Source organism: Anaerolinea thermophila (assembly GCF_020723905.1).
Taxonomy (GTDB): Bacteria; Chloroflexota; Anaerolineae; order Anaerolineales; family Anaerolineaceae; genus Anaerolinea; species Anaerolinea thermophila_A.
This window is the reverse complement of sequence record NZ_DYHZ01000002.1, coordinates 340,408-357,423: the sequence shown is the minus strand read 5'-3', so window position 1 is coordinate 357,423 and position 17,016 is coordinate 340,408. Positions and strand designations below refer to the sequence as shown.

The window sequence follows — 17,016 nt, the reverse complement described above, 5'->3', positions numbered from 1 at the left end:
TCCACGTCTGTTCTGGAAGGCGGGGAAGGACCCCGCCTCCTTTTCATTCTCTCCAGGGAGGTTCTGCATGGCTTTTGAATTACTTCAACGCACTGTATTGCACGCCGGGCGTGTGTTTACCGTGGCTCAACACACCCTGCAACTGCCCAACGGCAAATCCCAAACCTATGATCTGGTGGAACATGAAGGCGCGGTGACCATTCTTCCGCTGGATCAAGCGGGAAACATCTGGTTCGTGCGCCAGTACCGTCTGGGCGCCGGGCATCCTCTGCTGGAATTGCCTGCGGGCGTCCTGCACGCGGGAGAAGATCCGCTGGAAGGTGCAGCACGGGAAGTGCGGGAAGAAATCGGTATGGCGGCAGGAAATCTGAAACGCCTGGGAGGATTTTACATGGCGCCGGGATATTCGACCGAGTACATGCACGTCTTTCTGGCAGACGACTTAACCCCCGCACCGCTACCCCAGGACGAAGATGAATTCATCGAACGGGTGTCCATTCCGGTTAAGGAGGCGCTGGCAATGGCACAGCGCGGAGAGATTGAAGACGGGAAAACGCTGGTAGCTCTCTTCCTGGCACTGCCGGAGTTAACGAATCAGCATCTGGAATAATTGACGGGTTTGCTCACTGGGTGGTGCATTGAATTCGCGCTTCAATGCCGTCTGGCAGAGTTCAAACTGGCGCATCACCGCAGTGCGATTGCCCATTGCGGCATGGATGACCATTGCCAGACGATGCGCTTCTTCCATGCAGGCATCTTCTTCCAGTAACTTCTGCAACACCTGCAGGGCTTCTTCGTAGTGCTTCTGGCGGAACTCCAGTCCAGCCAGTTGGTGCAAACCCTGCAGGTATTTGTTGCGTAATTTCTGACGGCGGAGATGTACCCAACTGCCTTCCACATCTGGCAAATAGGAGCCCCGGTACAACCGCATGGCTTGCTGGTAGTGGGCAATGGCTTTTTCCACATCCTGGCTGGATTCTGCCAGTTCAATTTCCTTCAGAAAGACCTCGGCATCTTCTTCATAATCCAGGGAACGGTTGAACTGGTAAATGTCCCCTTCCCATAGAATGGCTTCTTTGCCTACTGCTCGCCGCAGGCGGTAAATGGCATTCTTGAAGCGGTAGTTTAAATCCTCGGGTTCGGAGTCGGGCCAGAGGATTTCGCCAATCTGCTCTTTGGAAAGTCCCTCGGGCGTGGCAACCAGCAGTAAGAACAATTCTCGCGAGGTTTTGGTCACCCAGGCAGAATTGGGGATGAGCCGACCGTTCAGGCGAATCTGCACCTTCCCCAGAGTTTGAATGGACAATCTGGGCGGTCCCAGCGGCACGGTTTGCAGGTGGCGGCGTAAAGCCTGCTTGAGCAGGGGAATGCGTCGCTCAAAGACGCTGATGGCTTCTCTCAGTGCGAAAACGGAAGCCTTGCAATCGCTTTCCTGCATCTCTTCCAGTACATGACGAATCCGTAATGCGCAGAGTGTGGCAGTATGATTTAAATCCGCATCTCGCAGGGCATCCTGAAGCACTGCCAGTTCGCGGCAGGCGGTGTGAACCTCTTTCAGACGATAGGCAATACCGGCAATCAGAGAGGTGGCATGCAGGGCATCCGTGCGCCGGCTGGACTCTTCGAGCACGCGCCGCGATTGCAGGAGGTCTGCCAGTATCGCCTCGGAAGGATGGTTGGACAAAGCCAGATGCGCCCGGACCATGATGAAAAGTTGCTGTTGGTACGGCGAAGCGCCTTCACCCATGAATTGCCGGGCAGTTTCCAGTTCCTGACGTGCCTGTGTCCAGTTCTCTTCCTGAATTGAAAGACTGACCTCAAGGAGATTGAGATAAAAGAGCAGGAACTGGTCGCCCATTTGAGCGGCTACTGCGCGCGCCCGTTGACAGGCCTGACGCGCCTCGGCGACGGCATTCAAATCCCGGTACAGTTCGGCAATCCCAGCCAGTGCATAGGCTTCCAGCCGGTTGTACCCGGCAAGGTGAGCATATTGAACCACCTTCTCAAACGCCAGCGCCGCCCCCTCGTAATCTCCGCGATACTGCTTGAGCACTCCCAGATTGTTGAGCACATTGGCAAGCCAGATGAGATTGTGGCTCTTCTGATAGTACTGGAGGGCTTCATTGTAAAAGCGCTCGGCTTCGCTAAAACGTCCCATGGCGCGCGCCACCATCCCCCGGTGCATGGCATTCTTCGCCACACTCTCGGCATCTCGGTTTTGCCGAAACAAATCGGCGGCTTGTTCCAGCGCGGGGAGCGCATCCGATAGATGTCCCAGGTAAAAGTACGCTACCCCCAGTTCATTGAGGGCATCGCCGCGCAGGGAATGTTCCCCCTCAATGTCTTCCATGATGGCAAGCGCCTGACGGATATCATCAATGGCGGCGAGAGTATTGCCCTGCAAGCGCAGGGCAGTTGCCCGACGCACCAGCGCCCGCGCCAGCCCCGACCTTTCTCCAATCTCCTGGTACGCCTGAACCGCGCGATCCAGCAGTTGAACGCCGCGGGGCGTATTCCCGCGGGTAACGTACACCGTCCCCAGCGAAGAGAGGATAGCAGGACGGCTGCGGTAGGATTCAGGCAGGGATTCCAGCCACTCCCCCAGCGTCTGGATGTTCCCGCGGGCAATGAGATCGGTGGCAGCGCGCTCGACCAGTTGAGCAATCCATTCCTCATTCCCCAGCCGGCGGTACACGGCATATGCCCGCTCCCACTCACCGCGCCGCGCCCACACTTCAGCCAGGGTAATCAGGATTTGCCTTGTGCGTTCGGGATACAGACGCGCCATACGCGCCTGTAAAAAATCACGGAAGCGGTGATGATAACGCAGGAAGACGCGCTCGGTGCCTACCGGCTGGATAAACAGATTGGCACGCAGGGCTTGCTCCATCCATGTTTGCCATGGCACCTCATCAGGTGGCTCGCCTAACACTTCCTGGCACAGTTCAGCATCAAATTCTTCCAGCAGTGAGGTATGCAGGAGAAATTCCTGCATCTGAGGCGATTGACGCTCCAGCACCTGCTGAGCCAGGTACTCGTACAACCCCACCCCGGCAACCTTTGCGCCGCGCAGGCGGTCTTCCAGCCTGCCTCCCGGCGCCTGATGAGTGAGCAAGATGCCGGTAATCCAGCCCTCGGTTTCCCGCGCCAGTTGATCGGCTTCCTGATCAGAGAGAGGGATTTTAAAGTTTCTGAGCCACAGTTGTTGAATTTCTGCCGGCTGGAACGCCAGTTCTTCAAAAGAAAGCCCGCCCACCAGAGAACGCGCCACGAGCAGTGGCATGTCGGGTAAATTCAGCAGGGTACGCGAGGAAATGATGAAATGACAGTTTTCATCTACCTGTTGAATGAGGTCGTTCAAAAACTGGACAACCGGTCGACTCTCTTCCACAAGATGATAATCATCCAGAATGATCACCAAATGTTCAGGGGTGTGTTCATAAAGATCGTTGGCAATGATGGAAACCAGAGCATCATCGCGAAGGTTGCCAGCGCTCCATCCCTGTAACGCCGCCAGACTGGAGGTGCCAAAGGCAGGGAAATTTTGTCGAATGGAGGCAATCAGATGAGCAACCAGTCGCGGCAGGGTCTGATCGAGCAAATCCAGCCCCAGCCAGCAGACCGGCATGCGCGATTGAGAGGCAAAATCCACCAGCAGGGAGGTCTTCCCATAGCCTGCCGGCGCCGCCACAATGATGAGCCGCAAATCGCTCCACTGCTTCAGCAGTTCCAGCAGGCGCGGACGTGAAAGAATCTCCTCGCGGCGGCGGGGAACAAAAATTTTAGTCGCCGTGATGGGAAAATGCTGTTCCATTTCTGGGAAATCCCTGCGGACAGAATACCGATTTATTATAAATCACAATCCTGCAATTACCGTTTTTTAAGGGAACCCTTTTGAGTCCCAAACAGGCTGATCGAGCGGAGCCACCCAATCAGCCTGTTGAAATCGAAGAAAAGAATTTTCAGCGAAGCAGAAGCGGCAGAAACGATTTGCCTTCGAAATACGGGCAATAGACTGTGGTTGATCCAGACACGGTAGTTTGATCTGCCAGTGAGGCTATGACCACAATAGGGTAAGCATTTCCATAGTCAGGATTGCCGCTGGCGTTTTTCCCCCCACAGGAAACCACAAACCCATCCCCGAACATGTTCCCAACCACATACCCACTGTTTTCAAAGAAACCGATCATGTTTGCCCGCAGTTTCCCGTTGACAAACACCCGCAGGCGCGAAAAAGAACTGCCACTCCCCACAGCAGAGATGCTGCGCATGCGAATGAAACAGGTGCCGCTGTTCAAGGAAACCTGAACACACACCGGGTTTTGAATTTGAAGGGAAATGGAAGAAGTCTGCGCAGAACCCGGGCTGGGAGAAAGGAACAGCAGGACTGTCAGCGCAATCACCAGAAGAAACAACCTGAATCTGTGCATAACGCCCCCTTTGTTCATGGAGCATATGCCGGGCATGCCACGCTAAAGAAATTGGCGCCCATTTGAGTGCCTGTGGTGCTGATAGCACTTATGACCACAGAATAGGATTTTCCATAGTCATTGCCCAACCCGCTTTCATTGGGAGAACCACAGAGCACCTTAAAACCCTGAGGCACCATGGCATAATCGTAGGTATTGCTGTTTTCAAAAAACATTCCGCTGTAGTAGCGAATCTTGCCATCAATGGAAAATTGAAGGTTCTTCAGGTAGGGGGAATTTCCATCTTGATTTGCCTGCGTGTAACGAAAGTTGATCACGCATTCGTTGCGGGTCACATCAGGCTGGTAGCAATAGGGGTTGCTGGTGGTGATAAAGCCGATCAGCCCTTGCGGTTGAACAGAGTCCAGCGTGCGGGTATTCCCATCCTGCATTTCGGATTGCGGGGCGGGAGGCGCTTCATTTCTCTGCGCATTTGCGGCATTCCACGAGATGACCAGAGCCATCCCTAACAGGGCAATTAAAAAAACAGTCTTAACCGAAGATTTCATGATTTCCTCTTTTTCTTTTTCAACCTGATACAAAAGACGGAGAAAAATTTCCAACAGGATTAAAAATTGCGTTCACCTCCTGAAAATATAATTATCAGTAGTAATTATACTCATATTATCTTTTTATGTATATCAGGTTGAGAAAAACGACTTTTCTGAATTTGATATGGAAGCAGTTTCCCGTTCTTCAGTGGGCGGCAGGGAATGTCTGACATCATTTGTTTTTTCCATACCCCAATCTCATGACAATTATCACTAGAATTTTTCCCTCAAATTCGTTGTACAATAAAAACAGATTCCAGTAAAATAGTGCCAACGGCTATTGTATAGACAACTTGCTGTACAAGCATCATCAGTAGCCCTACTCTAAGAAAGAAGGAGGTGAGTGGCGGCAATTTAGTTTTTGTTTTTCCCTTCCCAACCTTTTCAATCCATTTGTACTGTTCGTTCGAAGGAGGAGATCGTTTATGAAAAACCGTGTTCTGTTGCGCGCAGTGGCGCTACTGGTCTTTGTAGCCATGCTGTTGGGTGCCTGTCAGCCCTCGGCGGCTACTCCGGAAAAAGTAGGAAACTTCCAGATTCCTGAAATTCAAAAAGGCAAGTTCAACGTTGCCATGGTGCTGATCGGTCCGCACGATGATGGCGGCTGGTCTCAGGCGCATTATGAGGGCTTGCTCTATGTAGAAAAGAACGTGCCCAATGTGCACGTTGCCTACATTGAAAACGTGCCCGAAGGCGCCGACTCCGAACAGGTCTTCCGCGCCCTCTCCCGCAAGGGCTTCAACCTGATCTTCGGAACGTCCTTTGGCTTCATGGATCCAATGGAAACCGTTGCCAGCGAATTCCCCAACATCACCTACATTCACATTTCGGGGTACAAGTCCAATGAAAAGAACTTTGGCAACCTGTTTGGCGCCATGGAAACCATGAAGTACCTGGCAGGGATGCTGGGAGGCGCGCGTGCCAAGATGGACGGCAACCCCAAACTGGGCTATATGGCAACCTTCCCCATTCCGGAAGAACTGCGCCTGGGCAACGCTATGGCGCTGGGCATGCGCAAGACCTGCCCCGAATGCACCATGGACGTGCGCTGGCTCAACACCTGGCATGACCCGGTGAAAGAGAAGGAAGCCGCCGCTTCGCTCTTCGATGCCGGTGCTCAGGTAGTCTTCACCGGTGCAGATACTCCCGCCGTTGCGGATGTTGCCACCGAGAAGGGCAAATGGGGCGTCACCTATGACTGGGTAGGATCCTGCAAAGCCGAGCGCTGCCTCACTGCGCCGTACTGGAACTGGGGTCCCGTGTACGCCAAGATCACCCAGGGTGTGATTGACAAGACCTACAAACCCGGCTGGGATTACTTCGATGCTGACTCGGGCGGTCTGGGGTTGTATGGCTTCATGGAAGGGCAGACCCTTCCCAAGGGGGTTGCCGAACTGCCACCAGAAGTGGTAAATGAAGTGAAGGAATTGGTCGCCAAAGCGCTCAAGGGCGAGTTCAACCGCTTCGATGTTTTCAAAGGTCCCATCAGGGACAATACTGGCAAACTGATTGTGCCCGAAGGGGAAACGCTCCAGCAGATTGATCTGGACCAGTTCCCCGAGATGGGTTTGGGCTGCAAGTACTGCATGAAATGGTGGGCTGAAGGCATTACCGCTGAATTGCCGCAGACTCAATAATGCCGATGCTGGGTTCTTTGCCATTCTTCATGTAAACCGGTAAAGTTCGCAGGGTGTGCCGGAAGGCACATCCTGCGAACATCTTATTAGCAAAACCGACGAGGGCTCATGGAGGCAGTACAAAACTCTCAGGAAAAACCGATTGCCGTGCAGATGAGCGGCATTGTCAAGCACTTTCCGGGTGTGCTCGCCAATGATCATGTGGACTTCACCCTGTTGAAGGGAGAAATCCACGCCCTGCTGGGGGAGAACGGGGCAGGGAAAAGCACCCTGATGAATATTCTGGCAGGGCTGTATCATCCTGATGCCGGTACGATTGTTGTCAACGGGAAAATATGCCACTTTAACTCACCCCGCGACGCCATTCATGCCGGGATCGGGATGATTCATCAGCACTTCATGCTGGTTCCATCCATGACAGTCACCGAAAATATTCTGCTTGGACTGGAAGAGCCGCGTTTCCGTTTGCGCCTGCCTTACTACGATGAGCAGATCAGCGCACTGGGAGAACGCTTTGGCATGAAGGTGGACCCCAAAGCCCGCATCTGGCAACTCTCGGTTGGGGAGCAACAGCGGGTGGAAATTCTCAAAATGCTTTACCGCGGAGCGGAGATTCTCATCATGGACGAGCCAACCGCCGTACTTGCTCCTGCTGAAGTGGAAGAATTGTTCCACACCCTGCGGCGCATGCGCGAAGAGGGCAAATCCATCATCTTCATCAGCCATAAGTTGAATGAGGTGACCAGCATTGCCGACCGGGTGACGGTTTTGCGCCGCGGCAAAGTGACCGCCGCCGGACTCCCGCTGGCAGGGGTTTCCCGCGCTGAACTGGCGCGCCTGATGGTGGGACGAGAGGTGGTCTTCAACATTCAGAAAAAACCTGTTCAGCCCGGTGAGGTGGTTCTCAAGGTAGAGAACCTGCATGCCCTCAACGACCGCGGCTTGCCTGCCCTGCGCGGGGTGAGTTTTGAGGTGCGCCGCGGGGAAATTGTCGGTCTGGCAGGGGTGGCGGGCAACGGTCAGCGAGAACTGGCAGAAGTCATCACCTGCATGCGCAAAGCCGAAAAGGGTCATGTCTGGGTTGGCGGTGAGGAAATCACCAACTGCAATGTGAGCAAGGGCATTCGCAAAGGGGTGGCGCACATCCCCGAAGACCGCAACCACGTCGGCACCGCCCCGAACCTGAGCGTGACCGATAACGTCATCCTTAAAAAATATAAAGAACCACCCATCGCCAGTGGATGGATGCTGAACCATGTCGCCGCTACGGGGTACGCCGAAGACCTGAAAAAGGGCTTTGAAATCCTCGTTCCCACCGTGGAAACGCCCGTGCGCCTGCTTTCGGGCGGGAACCTGCAACGGGTTATTCTGGCGCGGGAAATTTCGGCACAACCGCAACTGCTCATTGCCGTCCAGCCCACCCGGGGGCTGGATGTGGGCGCAATCGAGGGGGTGCATCGGCTTCTTCTGGCGCAACGGGAAGCAGGTGCTGCGATTCTGCTCATATCGGAGGAACTGGAGGAGTTAATTGATTTGAGCGACCGCATTCTGGGAATCTATGAAGGGCAAATCATGGGAGAGGTCACCGATGGCAACATCGAAGCCATTGGTTTGATGATGACCGGAACCCGTCTGGAGAACGCCCCCGTTTCGCAGGAGGCACATCATGAGTGAATCAACCCTCAATCAACGGAAATCGAACTGGCTACCTTTCACCGTGGAAGTGGAACCGCGCCTGACCCCGCCCCCCGCCTGGTTTTCGTGGGCGCTCACCATTGGACTGATCATCTTTGCGCTTTTGATTGGCGCGCTGGTCATCGCCTTTGCTGGAGGAAACCCATGGGCGGCTTATAGTCACATTGCGCGGGCATCCTTCGGGAGCATTGGGGTGCTTTCCGATACGCTGGTCAAAGCCATTCCGCTGATGATCGTCGGGCTTGCCTGCACAATTGCCTTCCGTATGCGCATCTGGAACATTGGCGCCGAGGGACAGTTCTTTCTGGGGGCGTTTGGCGCCAGTGCAGTCGTGCTTACCCCAATCCTGCCCTCCGATTCACCACAGTGGCTGTTTATCCTCACCATGTTGATCTTTGGCATGGCGGCAGGCGCCATCTGGGGCTTTATTCCTGGCTACCTGAAGGCAAAATTCAACGTCAACGAGGTCATTTCCACACTGATGCTGAACTACATTGCCGTCTCGTGGAACAACTACTGGATTTATGCCGTATGGACCGAGGGCGGTTTCCAGATGTCCAGAATGTTCCCGCGCAACGCCTGGCTCCCCCGGCTGACCGATTTTGCCGACCGCGTCCCCGCTTTTGGCGGTCTGACCGTCCATTTTGGTCTGGTTCTGGCAATCCTTGCCGCGATAGTGGTATGGCTGATTCTGTACCGCAGTCAGTGGGGGTACGAAATCCGCGTGGTGGGCGACAACCCCCCAACCGCCAGATACGCCGGCATCCCCATTGCCCGCAATACCGTGCTGGTCATGATGCTTTCGGGCGCGCTGGCGGGGCTGGCTGGGATGTCGGAAATCAGCGGCGTCGTTCACCGCCTGCAGGGGGCAATTTCCCCCGGGTACGGCTACACTGGCATCATCGTGGCATGGCTGGCAAAACTCAACCCCTTTGCCGTCATCCCGGTTGCCATTTTCTTTGGGGCGCTTATCCTTGCCGGTCGGGAGATTCAGCCGTCAGGGATACCCAAGATGATTCAGGGCATCATCCTGGTATGCCTGATTGCCAGCGATTTCTTAATGCGCAATAAAATTCGCATTCGCCGCAAAGGAGAAGCATAGCATGGACCTCATCATCGTTTTACAGGCAGGGGTTGCCACTGGAACGATCCTTTTATTTGCCACCCTGGGCGAAATCTTTGCCGAACGCTCGGGAGTGATGAACCTGGGCGTGGAAGGGATGATGTTACTCGGCGCCATGAGCGCCTTCAGCATTGCCACCCGCACCGGAAATCCCTGGCTGGGATTGCTGGTTGCCATGCTGGCGGCAGGATTGATCAGCCAGATTCACGCCTTTATCTCCATTACCCTGCAGGCAGATCAGGTGGTCAGCGGACTTTCGCTGGGCTTTCTTGCCACAGGGTTAAGTCTGGTGCTGGGCGAAGGGTTGAGCAAAGCCGGCACAATCACTCTGATTCCTTCCTTTACCGTGCCGGTGCTGAGCCAGATTCCCATCCTGGGACCGATTTTTTTCACCAACCAGAAACTGCTTGTTTATGTGGGCTATGTAATTGTCCCGCTGGCATGGTACTACATTAACTATACCCGCCCGGGTTTGCATTTGCGCGCGGTGGGCGAGTACCCCGCGGCGGCAGATTCGCTGGGGGTGAACGTGTTTGCCCTGCGCTATCTGTATGTCTTCGTGGGCGGAATGTTTGCCGGACTGGCTGGTGCGACCATCAGTCTGGCAATTGCTCCGGGCTGGTTCAGCGAACTGACGACCGCCGGACAGGGCTGGATTGCCATCGGTCTGGTGATCTTCGCTCAATGGGATCCGCTCCGCGCCGCTTTTGGCTCATATGCATTCGGGGCACTGCGCCGTCTGGTGCTGGATATTCAGGCGCCCATGATGCTGTTTGGTTTGCGCAACCCCTTCTATTACAACCCGTACTGGGGATTTTTCCTCGAAATGCTCCCGTATGCCTTCACCATCATCGTACTGGTGATTGGTTCGCGCGAAGCCATCCGCCGTCGTCTGGGTGCGCCTACCGCGCTCGGCATTCCCTATATCCGCGGCGAACGCGGCGTATAAGGTAAAATTAGCCAGAGGTGACTCCCATGGACAATAAAATTCCCCCTGATTTCGCCGATTTAGTCTCCCGTGAGAAAAAAGCCATGGCATATCTGGCGCTGGTGAAGAAAGATGGTTCGCCGCAGGTAACCCCCATCTGGTTTGACTACGATGGCACCCATTTCATCTTTAACACCGCCCGCGGCAGAGTCAAAGACCGCATCTTGCGCCGTCATCCCAAAGTGGCTTTTGTCATCCAGGATCCCGATAACCCCTACCGGTATCTGCAAGTCAGCGGTCAGGTGGTGGATGAAGACGAAAGCAACGCCGTGGAGCAGATTCGTGATCTGTGCGAGAAATACCATGGTCACCGCTATTTCAAAATTGGCGAAGGCGAGGTGCGGGTCACTTACCGGGTGCTTCCCGAACGCGTTCAGGGGATGGGATAATCTTTCATCGAAAGGAATCGAATGACGCGGGCAACCTTTCAAGGATATCGTTGCAGTCTCTGCGGGGCAGATTTTGCCCCGCAGGACTGGCTTTACACCTGCCCTCACGACGGGGGCAATCTGGATATCGTGCTGGATTACTCCGCGATCCGGCAACAGGTCTCTCCCCGGCAAATTGCCGCGCAGGCAGATCCTTCTCTGTGGCGATACCTGCCCCTGTTGCCGGTAAACGACCCCAACGGATGGGGCACGCCTCTTCGCACTGCTGGCTGGACGCCGCTTTATTCCCCACCAGCCCTGCAAGCCGAAACCGGTCTGCCAGCCCTGTGGGTGAAGGATGAAGGCAAAAACCCTACCGCTTCCTTCAAAGATCGCGCCAGCGCTGTAGTGGTGGCACGCGCCCGGCAGATGGGTGCCGAAGTGGTGGTAACGGCCTCAACCGGGAACGCTGGCGCGGCGCTGGCAGGCATGGCGGCAGCGGTAGGACATCGCGCGGTGATTTTTGCACCGCGCACGGCGCCGCCGGCGAAAATTGCCCAGTTGCTGGTTTTTGGCGCGCAGGTCATTCTGGTGGATGGCAATTACGACCATGCCTTTGACCTGACCGTGCAAGCCGCGCAGGAGTTTGGCTGGTACTGCCGCAATACCGGCTATAACCCCTTCACCGTCGAGGGCAAGAAGACTGCCGCGCTGGAAATCTTCGAGCAGGTCATCCTGCCCAACCGGCTGAAGCGCCCCCTGTGCGTGTTCGTCTCCGTGGGCGATGGCAACATCATCTCCGGCATTCACAAGGGCTTTAAGGACTTGCAGGAACTGGGCTGGCTGGACACCATGCCACGCCTGTTCGGCGTGCAAAGCACCGGATCGGCGGCAGTTGCCAACGCCTACTTTGCCGGAACAGAAGAAATCATTCCCGTGCAAGCCAGTACCCTTGCCGACAGCATCTCGGTGGATTTGCCGCGCGATGGCGTGCGCGCGGTGCGTGCCGCCCGTCAAACCGGTGGAGCGTACATTCTCGTCTCCGATGATGCCATTTTGCAAGCCATCGCCGCACTGGGTAAGGCGGGCATCTTTGCAGAGCCGGCAGGCGCGACGGCTTACGCCGGTCTGCTGGAAGCCCTGAAGAACGGGCAAATTTATCCAGACGATCCGGTGGTGGTCATCAACACCGGATCCGGCTTGAAAGATGTGCGCTCTGCCATGCGAGCGGTGCCGGAAGCGCCCATCATCGAACCCTCTCTGGATGCCCTTAAGCGCTTACTGAGCCAAAACCCTGTCTAATGTCACGGACCCCTGCGGGAATGGATAACCCGCAGGGGTTTTGGATGACAAATGACGTGTACGGAATTGTCAGTCAACTGGTAGAGTGCGTTATAATTCTTGCAGGAAGTGACTATGAAACCCGTTTTCTCAATCATAGCCCCCATTTACAATGAACATGATTCCCTTCCTGAACTGCACCGGCGGGTGAGCGCGGTGATGAACGGTCTGGGCGAGCCGTGGGAACTGATTCTGGTGGACGACGGCTCTTCGGACGGCTCCACTGAACTGATTCGCCGGCTGGCAGAGCAGGATGAGCATATCCGTCCGGTCATCTTTGCGCGCAACTTCGGGCATCAAATTGCCGTGACCGCCGGATTGGATTACGCCCGCGGTGATGCCGTGGTGATCATTGACGCCGACCTGCAAGATCCGCCGGAGGTCATTCCCGACCTGGTGGCACGCTGGCGGGAAGGGTACGAGGTGGTCTATGCCGTGCGCACCGAACGCGAGGGCGAATCGTGGTTTAAACTCTTCACCGCCTCGCTGTTCTACCGCCTTATCTTCCGCATCACCGATGTCAAAATTCCCATGGACACGGGCGACTTCCGCCTGCTCGACCGCAAGGTGGTGAATGTACTGAAAACCATGCGCGAAAGACACCGCTTCCTGCGGGGTATGGCAGCATGGGTGGGCTTTCGACAAATTGGCGTGCCGTACAAACGCGCCGCGCGCTTTGCCGGAAGCACCAAGTATCCTTTCAAGAAAATGCTCCGGCTGGCGCTTACTGCCATCACCGGTTTTTCGTACTTTCCCCTGCAGGTAGCCACCTATCTGGGCTTCATTGCCGCAGGGCTGGCGCTGATTTTCATCCCCATCGTCGTCATTGAGCGGTTGATCGGCAATCAAGCCTTCTTCGGGCAGGCAACCACACTGGTCAGCGTGCTTTTCCTGGGCGGCGTGCAGTTAATTTGTCTGGGCATTTTAGGTGAATACATCGGGCGAATCTATGATGAGGTCAAAGGCAGACCCCTGTACATTGTGCGCGAAGCGCCCGAAAACGACTCTTCCCAACCTCAAAAATGAGAAAGGAAAATCATGGCAACCATTGATTTGACTGTCCACCCCGACCGACTGGAGCGCGCCGTCCAGCGCGCCCGCGAACGCGGCATCATCATTCCTACCTTTGCGCAAATGAAAGATCCCACCCGCATTCCGGAGAAAATCCGTGAGCAGTTGAAGCAAACCGGATTGTGGGACGTGACCCCCGTCAACCTCTTCCGCATCACCTGGAAAAATGAACCCAAACCCTTTGGCGGACTGTATGGCGGGGTGAATTTCATCGAGTTTCCCTCCAGCCTGACCGGCGTGCCTGCGCGCATCATTGCACTGGTGGGCAAGTGGTTCCCCACAGGAGCACACAAGGTCGGCGCCGCGTTTGGCTGTCTGGTGCCGCGGCTGGTCACCGGACAGTTTGACCCCACCACGCAAAAAGCCGTCTGGCCCTCCACCGGTAATTACTGCCGCGGCGGCGCGTATGACTCGGCTCTTCTGGGATGCCAGTCCATTGCCATCCTGCCGGAAGGAATGAGCCGCGAGCGCTTTGAATGGCTTTCCCGCATCGCCGGTGAGGTCATTGCCACCCCGGGAAGCGAGTCCAACGTCAAAGAAATTTTCGATAAATGCTGGGAACTGCGCCGCTCGGGTGAAGACCTGATGATTTTCAATCAATTTGACGAATTTGGCAATTACCTGTGGCATTACGAGGTCACCGGTCACGCCATGGAAGAAGTCCTGCACAGCGCCTTAGGTTCAAACGATGCCTATCGCGGCGTGGCGTTGACCACCGGTTCAGCAGGGACGATTGCCAGCGGCGATTACCTGAAACAGTTGTACCCCACCAGCAAGATCATCGCCTCAGAAGCCCTGCAGTGCCCCACCCTTTTGCAAAACGGCTTTGGCGCGCACCGCATCGAAGGCATTGGCGACAAGCACGTACCGTGGATTCACAACATCAAGAACACGGACATCGTGGTTGCCATTGATGATAATGACGTGGTCAAAATCATGCGCCTGTTCAACGAGCCGGCAGGGCAGGAATATCTGCAACGCAAGGGCGTTCCGGTGGAAATCATCGAACAACTGGACCTGCTGGGATTCTCCGGCATTGCCAATGTCCTGTCGGCAATCAAGTTTGCCAAATACTATGAACTGACCGGCAACGATGTTGTCCTGACGGTACTGACCGACTCGATGGAACTGTACAACACGCGCATTGAAGAATACCGCGAGCAATTCGGCGAGTTTACTCCCGCCGACGCCGCTGAAGCCTTTGCCGGCGCCCTGCACGGCGTGCGCACCGATGCGCTGCTTGAACTCTCATACGCCGAGCGCAAGCGCATTCACAACCTCAAGTACTACACCTGGGTTGAACAGCAGGGCAAAACCTACGAGGAAATTCAGGCACAGTGGTACGACCCCAATTACTGGACAGATATTCAGCGCCAGGTTGGCGAAATTGACGCCAAAATTGAAGCCTTCAACCGTATGGTGGGCTTGCTGTAAAGGTTCCGGGTTTTACGTGCGCCGCTCTGCTGAACGGCGCACGTTTCTTCTTCAAAATCCTATGCCGCCGGTTGATACCGATTTAATTCTGGTCGTTTACCTGCCCGCGCCGCGCGATTGGGAAATTGCCCGTGTGCTGGGCTGGTACCGCATCCCCCTGCGCCATGCTCCCAAAATCATCGAAGTGGACTATCTGGCATTTTATCAGGGAGCGGCGTTTGGAGAAGATCACCGCTGGCGCATTGAGTCCATTGCGCGGGTGCTGGGTCACGAACTCACCACCCGCGCCGCCCTGCTGCGCGATGAACCCGAACACCCCCGCGCGCATGAGGAATACTACAAGATCCAGATTGGCGCGCTGGAGCGCCTGCCAGCACCTATCCTTGCGGGACGCTGGAAGCGCATCACCTTCCTGTACACCACCGGAGAACGCCTGTTGCGCGCGCGCACACTTGCCGACCTGACCGTTCGGAACGAAGAAGAACGGCAGGTGCTGTGGCGTTCCCTGCGCGAACGCGCCCTCCAGGGAGGTAGTTACCGTACCGGAGACCTTCCTGAAATACCGCTTGACCCGCTTCTGCTGGCACTGCTGGGTGGATGGATGCCCGAAGAGTAGCCCTAGAAAAACGCCTTCCCGCAGGGTTTCCTGCGGGAAGGCTGGTGATGGAGCGGTACTGGCTTCATTTCTTCTGAAGCGGTGTGCGGCTCTGCCACCAGGCAAACACCAGCAGAAGCACAATACCGGCAAGCACAGCGACCAAACCGAGGATGTCGTTACCAGCGTTCATCTCTCACCTCCGTATGTCTAAAAGGCTCGACCTGCGATGACGCTTGATGAACGAACAGTCCCGCAATTCTCGTCCGGTTTTAAGGTGCCGCTTTTCCCTCCAGCCGCACCTGCGCCTGAGCAATCCAGTCTTCCGGATTGGCGTTGGGAAGGCGTAATCCGGACTGGCTCAGCAGGTCCCGCAAAACATCCGGCGAAGATTGCGCCAGTTGGGCAAAAGTGCGGATGCCGGCTTGAGCCAGCACGCTGGCAGTTTTGGGTCCAATGCCCCGGATGACCGTCAGGTCGTCAGCGGGGAGAGGGGCATCCTCTTCCGGGGGGAGGACAATGCGCGGGGCAGGCGGAGAAACCGCGGGACCCTGTTGATGAACCCGTTTGCGGCGCTCTACCAGCAAGAGGGCAAACAAGCCTGCCAGTAACGCCATCAGCGGGATCACAAACCACCATGCCACCCCAGCACGTCTTTGTTGCATGCACACCTCCATTTATATTATAGAAAAATCCGGGGCTTTTTTCCAGTAGTTCTGGCTTTTCGATGAAAATGCCCCCTTCCCGTACAATGTGCAATTATTCCACCGCCAATCTCTTTACCCCCATCCCTGGGACCATCTTGCTGAGTTCATTTTCATGCCATGGTTTGGAAAAGTCCCTGCCCCGCTCATCTGGACTGTGTCCGTTGCCACACTCTGGCAACCCTGGAATTCACCCGGGTGTTTAACGATTATCTCTGGGCAATTATCCTGCTCCGTGCCGATACCCTCCGCCCGGTGACGGCTGGACTGGCAACCCTGCGGGGACAGTACAACACCGACTGGCCCGTCATCACCGCGGGGGCTTTACTGGCAACTATCCCCACCCTGATCGTTTTTGTCTTCCTGCAGCGCTACTTCATCCAGGGGTTGACGCTGGGTTCCAGCAAATAGCCCTTCTGGTCTACTTAAACCCAAACGCCCGCACCCTGTCTGGATGCGGGCGTTTCTTTTTAACTCTGAACATCAATGCTTCTTGTGCCCGTTGCGTTTGGGACAGAAGTGTCCTTCGGGATCCATGGGCTGACCGCAATACGGACAAATTGGACGTCCGCGCGCCGCCACCTCTAATCCCCAGCGCGCCATGGCATGAATTTGCGATCGGGTGCACCAGAAACGCACCACCGCGGCGCGTTCCTCCATCGAGGCGGGGTCTTCTCCCATTTCTTCTTCTGCCACCAGTTCTCGGGCAATCAAAATCACCCGGTCATTGTCAGCATCGTATGCCAGTGCCAGTTCGCCCACCCGAAAGAGCGGATCCACCGGTGGAGAAATGCGCATTTTAGATTCGTCAAACTCTGCAGCGGGAGCGCTCAGGTGAGGAAACCGGTTGGCAATTTCCTGTAAAAATTCCTCTACCCCAAGAGCAAGCGTCTGGATTTGAATTTTTTCCACGATCAGCGTCACAACCTGATCGCCTTGCACCCCTTGAATGTAAAATACCCGCTTGCCGGGTTGTCCAATAGCATCGGTGGTAATGTGATCCACCGGGTTCAGGTCCAGTTCAAAACGCGGCATAAGAT

Annotated in this window: 16 protein-coding genes; 11 read left to right on the top strand and 5 right to left on the bottom strand. The window is 55.7% G+C overall.

What is annotated here, in order from left to right; genetic code table 11:
* The first annotated feature begins 67 nt into the window (after nucleotides 1-67).
* Complete coding sequence (locus LHF31_RS04240) at nucleotides 68-610, top strand: NUDIX hydrolase (RefSeq protein WP_298007256.1); 543 nt, start codon at nucleotides 68-70, stop codon at nucleotides 608-610.
* On the opposite strand, the gene LHF31_RS04235 is transcribed toward LHF31_RS04240, so the two are convergent.
* The 3 genes from LHF31_RS04235 to LHF31_RS04225 form a co-directional block, all read right to left on the bottom strand.
* A complete protein-coding gene (locus LHF31_RS04235) occupies nucleotides 587-3,814 on the bottom strand; it encodes a tetratricopeptide repeat protein (protein ID WP_303773638.1) in 3,228 nt (1,075 codons plus the stop codon). The two genes, LHF31_RS04240 and LHF31_RS04235, sit on opposite strands and share 24 nt — an antisense overlap.
* A gap of 148 nt (nucleotides 3,815-3,962) precedes the next feature.
* Nucleotides 3,963-4,430 carry a hypothetical protein gene (locus LHF31_RS04230; RefSeq protein WP_303773636.1) on the bottom strand — a complete coding sequence of 156 codons (468 nt, stop codon included), beginning with the start codon at nucleotides 4,428-4,430 and terminating at the stop codon, nucleotides 3,963-3,965.
* A 14-nt stretch (nucleotides 4,431-4,444) separates the two neighbouring features.
* Nucleotides 4,445-4,978, bottom strand: coding sequence for a hypothetical protein (locus LHF31_RS04225; protein WP_303773635.1), 534 nt, complete (start codon nucleotides 4,976-4,978; stop codon nucleotides 4,445-4,447).
* A 467-nt stretch (nucleotides 4,979-5,445) separates the two neighbouring features.
* Here LHF31_RS04225 and LHF31_RS04220 point away from each other — a divergent pair, with 467 nt between their 5' ends.
* The 9 genes from LHF31_RS04220 (at nucleotide 5,446) to LHF31_RS04180 (ending at nucleotide 15,293) form a co-directional block, all read left to right on the top strand.
* Entirely contained in the window at nucleotides 5,446-6,657 is a 1,212-nt protein-coding gene (locus LHF31_RS04220) for a BMP family ABC transporter substrate-binding protein (RefSeq protein ID WP_298007038.1), read from the top strand.
* A gap of 108 nt (nucleotides 6,658-6,765) precedes the next feature.
* The gene (locus LHF31_RS04215; RefSeq protein WP_298007040.1) at nucleotides 6,766-8,331 is read left to right on the top strand and encodes an ABC transporter ATP-binding protein; all 1,566 of its coding nucleotides are present in this window, start codon (nucleotides 6,766-6,768) and stop codon (nucleotides 8,329-8,331) included.
* The gene (locus LHF31_RS04210) at nucleotides 8,324-9,454 is read left to right on the top strand and encodes an ABC transporter permease (protein ID WP_298007044.1); all 1,131 of its coding nucleotides are present in this window, start codon (nucleotides 8,324-8,326) and stop codon (nucleotides 9,452-9,454) included. The genes LHF31_RS04215 and LHF31_RS04210 overlap by 8 nt, the downstream gene beginning before the upstream one ends.
* Before the next feature lies 1 nt (nucleotide 9,455).
* Nucleotides 9,456-10,424: an ABC transporter permease gene (locus LHF31_RS04205; protein WP_298007047.1), complete on the top strand. Its 969-nt coding sequence runs from the start codon at nucleotides 9,456-9,458 to the stop codon at nucleotides 10,422-10,424.
* Between the two features lie 26 nt (nucleotides 10,425-10,450).
* The gene (locus LHF31_RS04200) at nucleotides 10,451-10,852 is read left to right on the top strand and encodes a PPOX class F420-dependent oxidoreductase (protein WP_298007050.1); all 402 of its coding nucleotides are present in this window, start codon (nucleotides 10,451-10,453) and stop codon (nucleotides 10,850-10,852) included.
* A gap of 21 nt (nucleotides 10,853-10,873) precedes the next feature.
* The gene (gene thrC, locus LHF31_RS04195) at nucleotides 10,874-12,133 is read left to right on the top strand and encodes a threonine synthase (protein WP_303773633.1); all 1,260 of its coding nucleotides are present in this window, start codon (nucleotides 10,874-10,876) and stop codon (nucleotides 12,131-12,133) included.
* A gap of 114 nt (nucleotides 12,134-12,247) precedes the next feature.
* A complete protein-coding gene (locus tag LHF31_RS04190) occupies nucleotides 12,248-13,198 on the top strand; it encodes a glycosyltransferase family 2 protein (protein ID WP_303773632.1) in 951 nt (316 codons plus the stop codon).
* A 12-nt stretch (nucleotides 13,199-13,210) separates the two neighbouring features.
* Entirely contained in the window at nucleotides 13,211-14,677 is a 1,467-nt protein-coding gene (locus tag LHF31_RS04185) for a pyridoxal-phosphate dependent enzyme (RefSeq protein WP_298005331.1), read from the top strand.
* Complete coding sequence (locus LHF31_RS04180; RefSeq protein WP_298005329.1) at nucleotides 14,631-15,293, top strand: hypothetical protein; 663 nt, start codon at nucleotides 14,631-14,633, stop codon at nucleotides 15,291-15,293. The genes LHF31_RS04185 and LHF31_RS04180 overlap by 47 nt, the downstream gene beginning before the upstream one ends.
* Nucleotides 15,294-15,544: 251 nt before the next feature.
* Here LHF31_RS04180 and LHF31_RS04175 read toward each other — a convergent pair whose 3' ends face one another.
* Nucleotides 15,545-15,937 (bottom strand): DUF4332 domain-containing protein, encoded by a 393-nt coding sequence (locus LHF31_RS04175; protein WP_298005326.1) that lies wholly within the window; start codon nucleotides 15,935-15,937, stop codon nucleotides 15,545-15,547.
* 159 nt (nucleotides 15,938-16,096) lie between these two features.
* On the opposite strand from LHF31_RS04175, the gene LHF31_RS04170 reads away from it, so the two are divergent.
* Complete coding sequence (locus LHF31_RS04170; protein WP_298005323.1) at nucleotides 16,097-16,387, top strand: hypothetical protein; 291 nt, start codon at nucleotides 16,097-16,099, stop codon at nucleotides 16,385-16,387.
* A 72-nt stretch (nucleotides 16,388-16,459) separates the two neighbouring features.
* Here LHF31_RS04170 and LHF31_RS04165 read toward each other — a convergent pair whose 3' ends face one another.
* A complete protein-coding gene (locus LHF31_RS04165) occupies nucleotides 16,460-17,011 on the bottom strand; it encodes a DUF3090 domain-containing protein (RefSeq protein WP_298005320.1) in 552 nt (183 codons plus the stop codon).
* Between the last annotated feature and the right edge of the window lie 5 nt (nucleotides 17,012-17,016).

Excerpts from the sequence above, each read along its gene's own strand:
- LHF31_RS04185 (WP_298005331.1), top strand. The coding sequence starts at position 13,211 with ATGGCAACCATTGATTTGACTGTCCACCCCGACCGACTGGAGCGCGCC.
- LHF31_RS04225 (WP_303773635.1), bottom strand. The coding sequence starts at position 4,978 with ATGAAATCTTCGGTTAAGACTGTTTTTTTAATTGCCCTGTTAGGGATG.
- LHF31_RS04165 (WP_298005320.1), bottom strand. The coding sequence starts at position 17,011 with ATGCCGCGTTTTGAACTGGACCTGAACCCGGTGGATCACATTACCACC.
- LHF31_RS04220 (WP_298007038.1), top strand. The coding sequence starts at position 5,446 with ATGAAAAACCGTGTTCTGTTGCGCGCAGTGGCGCTACTGGTCTTTGTA.
- LHF31_RS04215 (WP_298007040.1), top strand. The coding sequence starts at position 6,766 with ATGGAGGCAGTACAAAACTCTCAGGAAAAACCGATTGCCGTGCAGATG.
- LHF31_RS04205 (WP_298007047.1), top strand. The coding sequence starts at position 9,456 with ATGGACCTCATCATCGTTTTACAGGCAGGGGTTGCCACTGGAACGATC.
- LHF31_RS04190 (WP_303773632.1), top strand. The coding sequence starts at position 12,248 with ATGAAACCCGTTTTCTCAATCATAGCCCCCATTTACAATGAACATGAT.
- LHF31_RS04200 (WP_298007050.1), top strand. The coding sequence starts at position 10,451 with ATGGACAATAAAATTCCCCCTGATTTCGCCGATTTAGTCTCCCGTGAG.
- LHF31_RS04210 (WP_298007044.1), top strand. The coding sequence starts at position 8,324 with ATGAGTGAATCAACCCTCAATCAACGGAAATCGAACTGGCTACCTTTC.
- LHF31_RS04235 (WP_303773638.1), bottom strand. The coding sequence starts at position 3,814 with ATGGAACAGCATTTTCCCATCACGGCGACTAAAATTTTTGTTCCCCGC.
- LHF31_RS04170 (WP_298005323.1), top strand. The coding sequence starts at position 16,097 with ATGGTTTGGAAAAGTCCCTGCCCCGCTCATCTGGACTGTGTCCGTTGC.
- thrC (WP_303773633.1), top strand. The coding sequence starts at position 10,874 with ATGACGCGGGCAACCTTTCAAGGATATCGTTGCAGTCTCTGCGGGGCA.
- LHF31_RS04240 (WP_298007256.1), top strand. The coding sequence starts at position 68 with ATGGCTTTTGAATTACTTCAACGCACTGTATTGCACGCCGGGCGTGTG.
- LHF31_RS04175 (WP_298005326.1), bottom strand. The coding sequence starts at position 15,937 with ATGCAACAAAGACGTGCTGGGGTGGCATGGTGGTTTGTGATCCCGCTG.
- LHF31_RS04230 (WP_303773636.1), bottom strand. The coding sequence starts at position 4,430 with ATGCACAGATTCAGGTTGTTTCTTCTGGTGATTGCGCTGACAGTCCTG.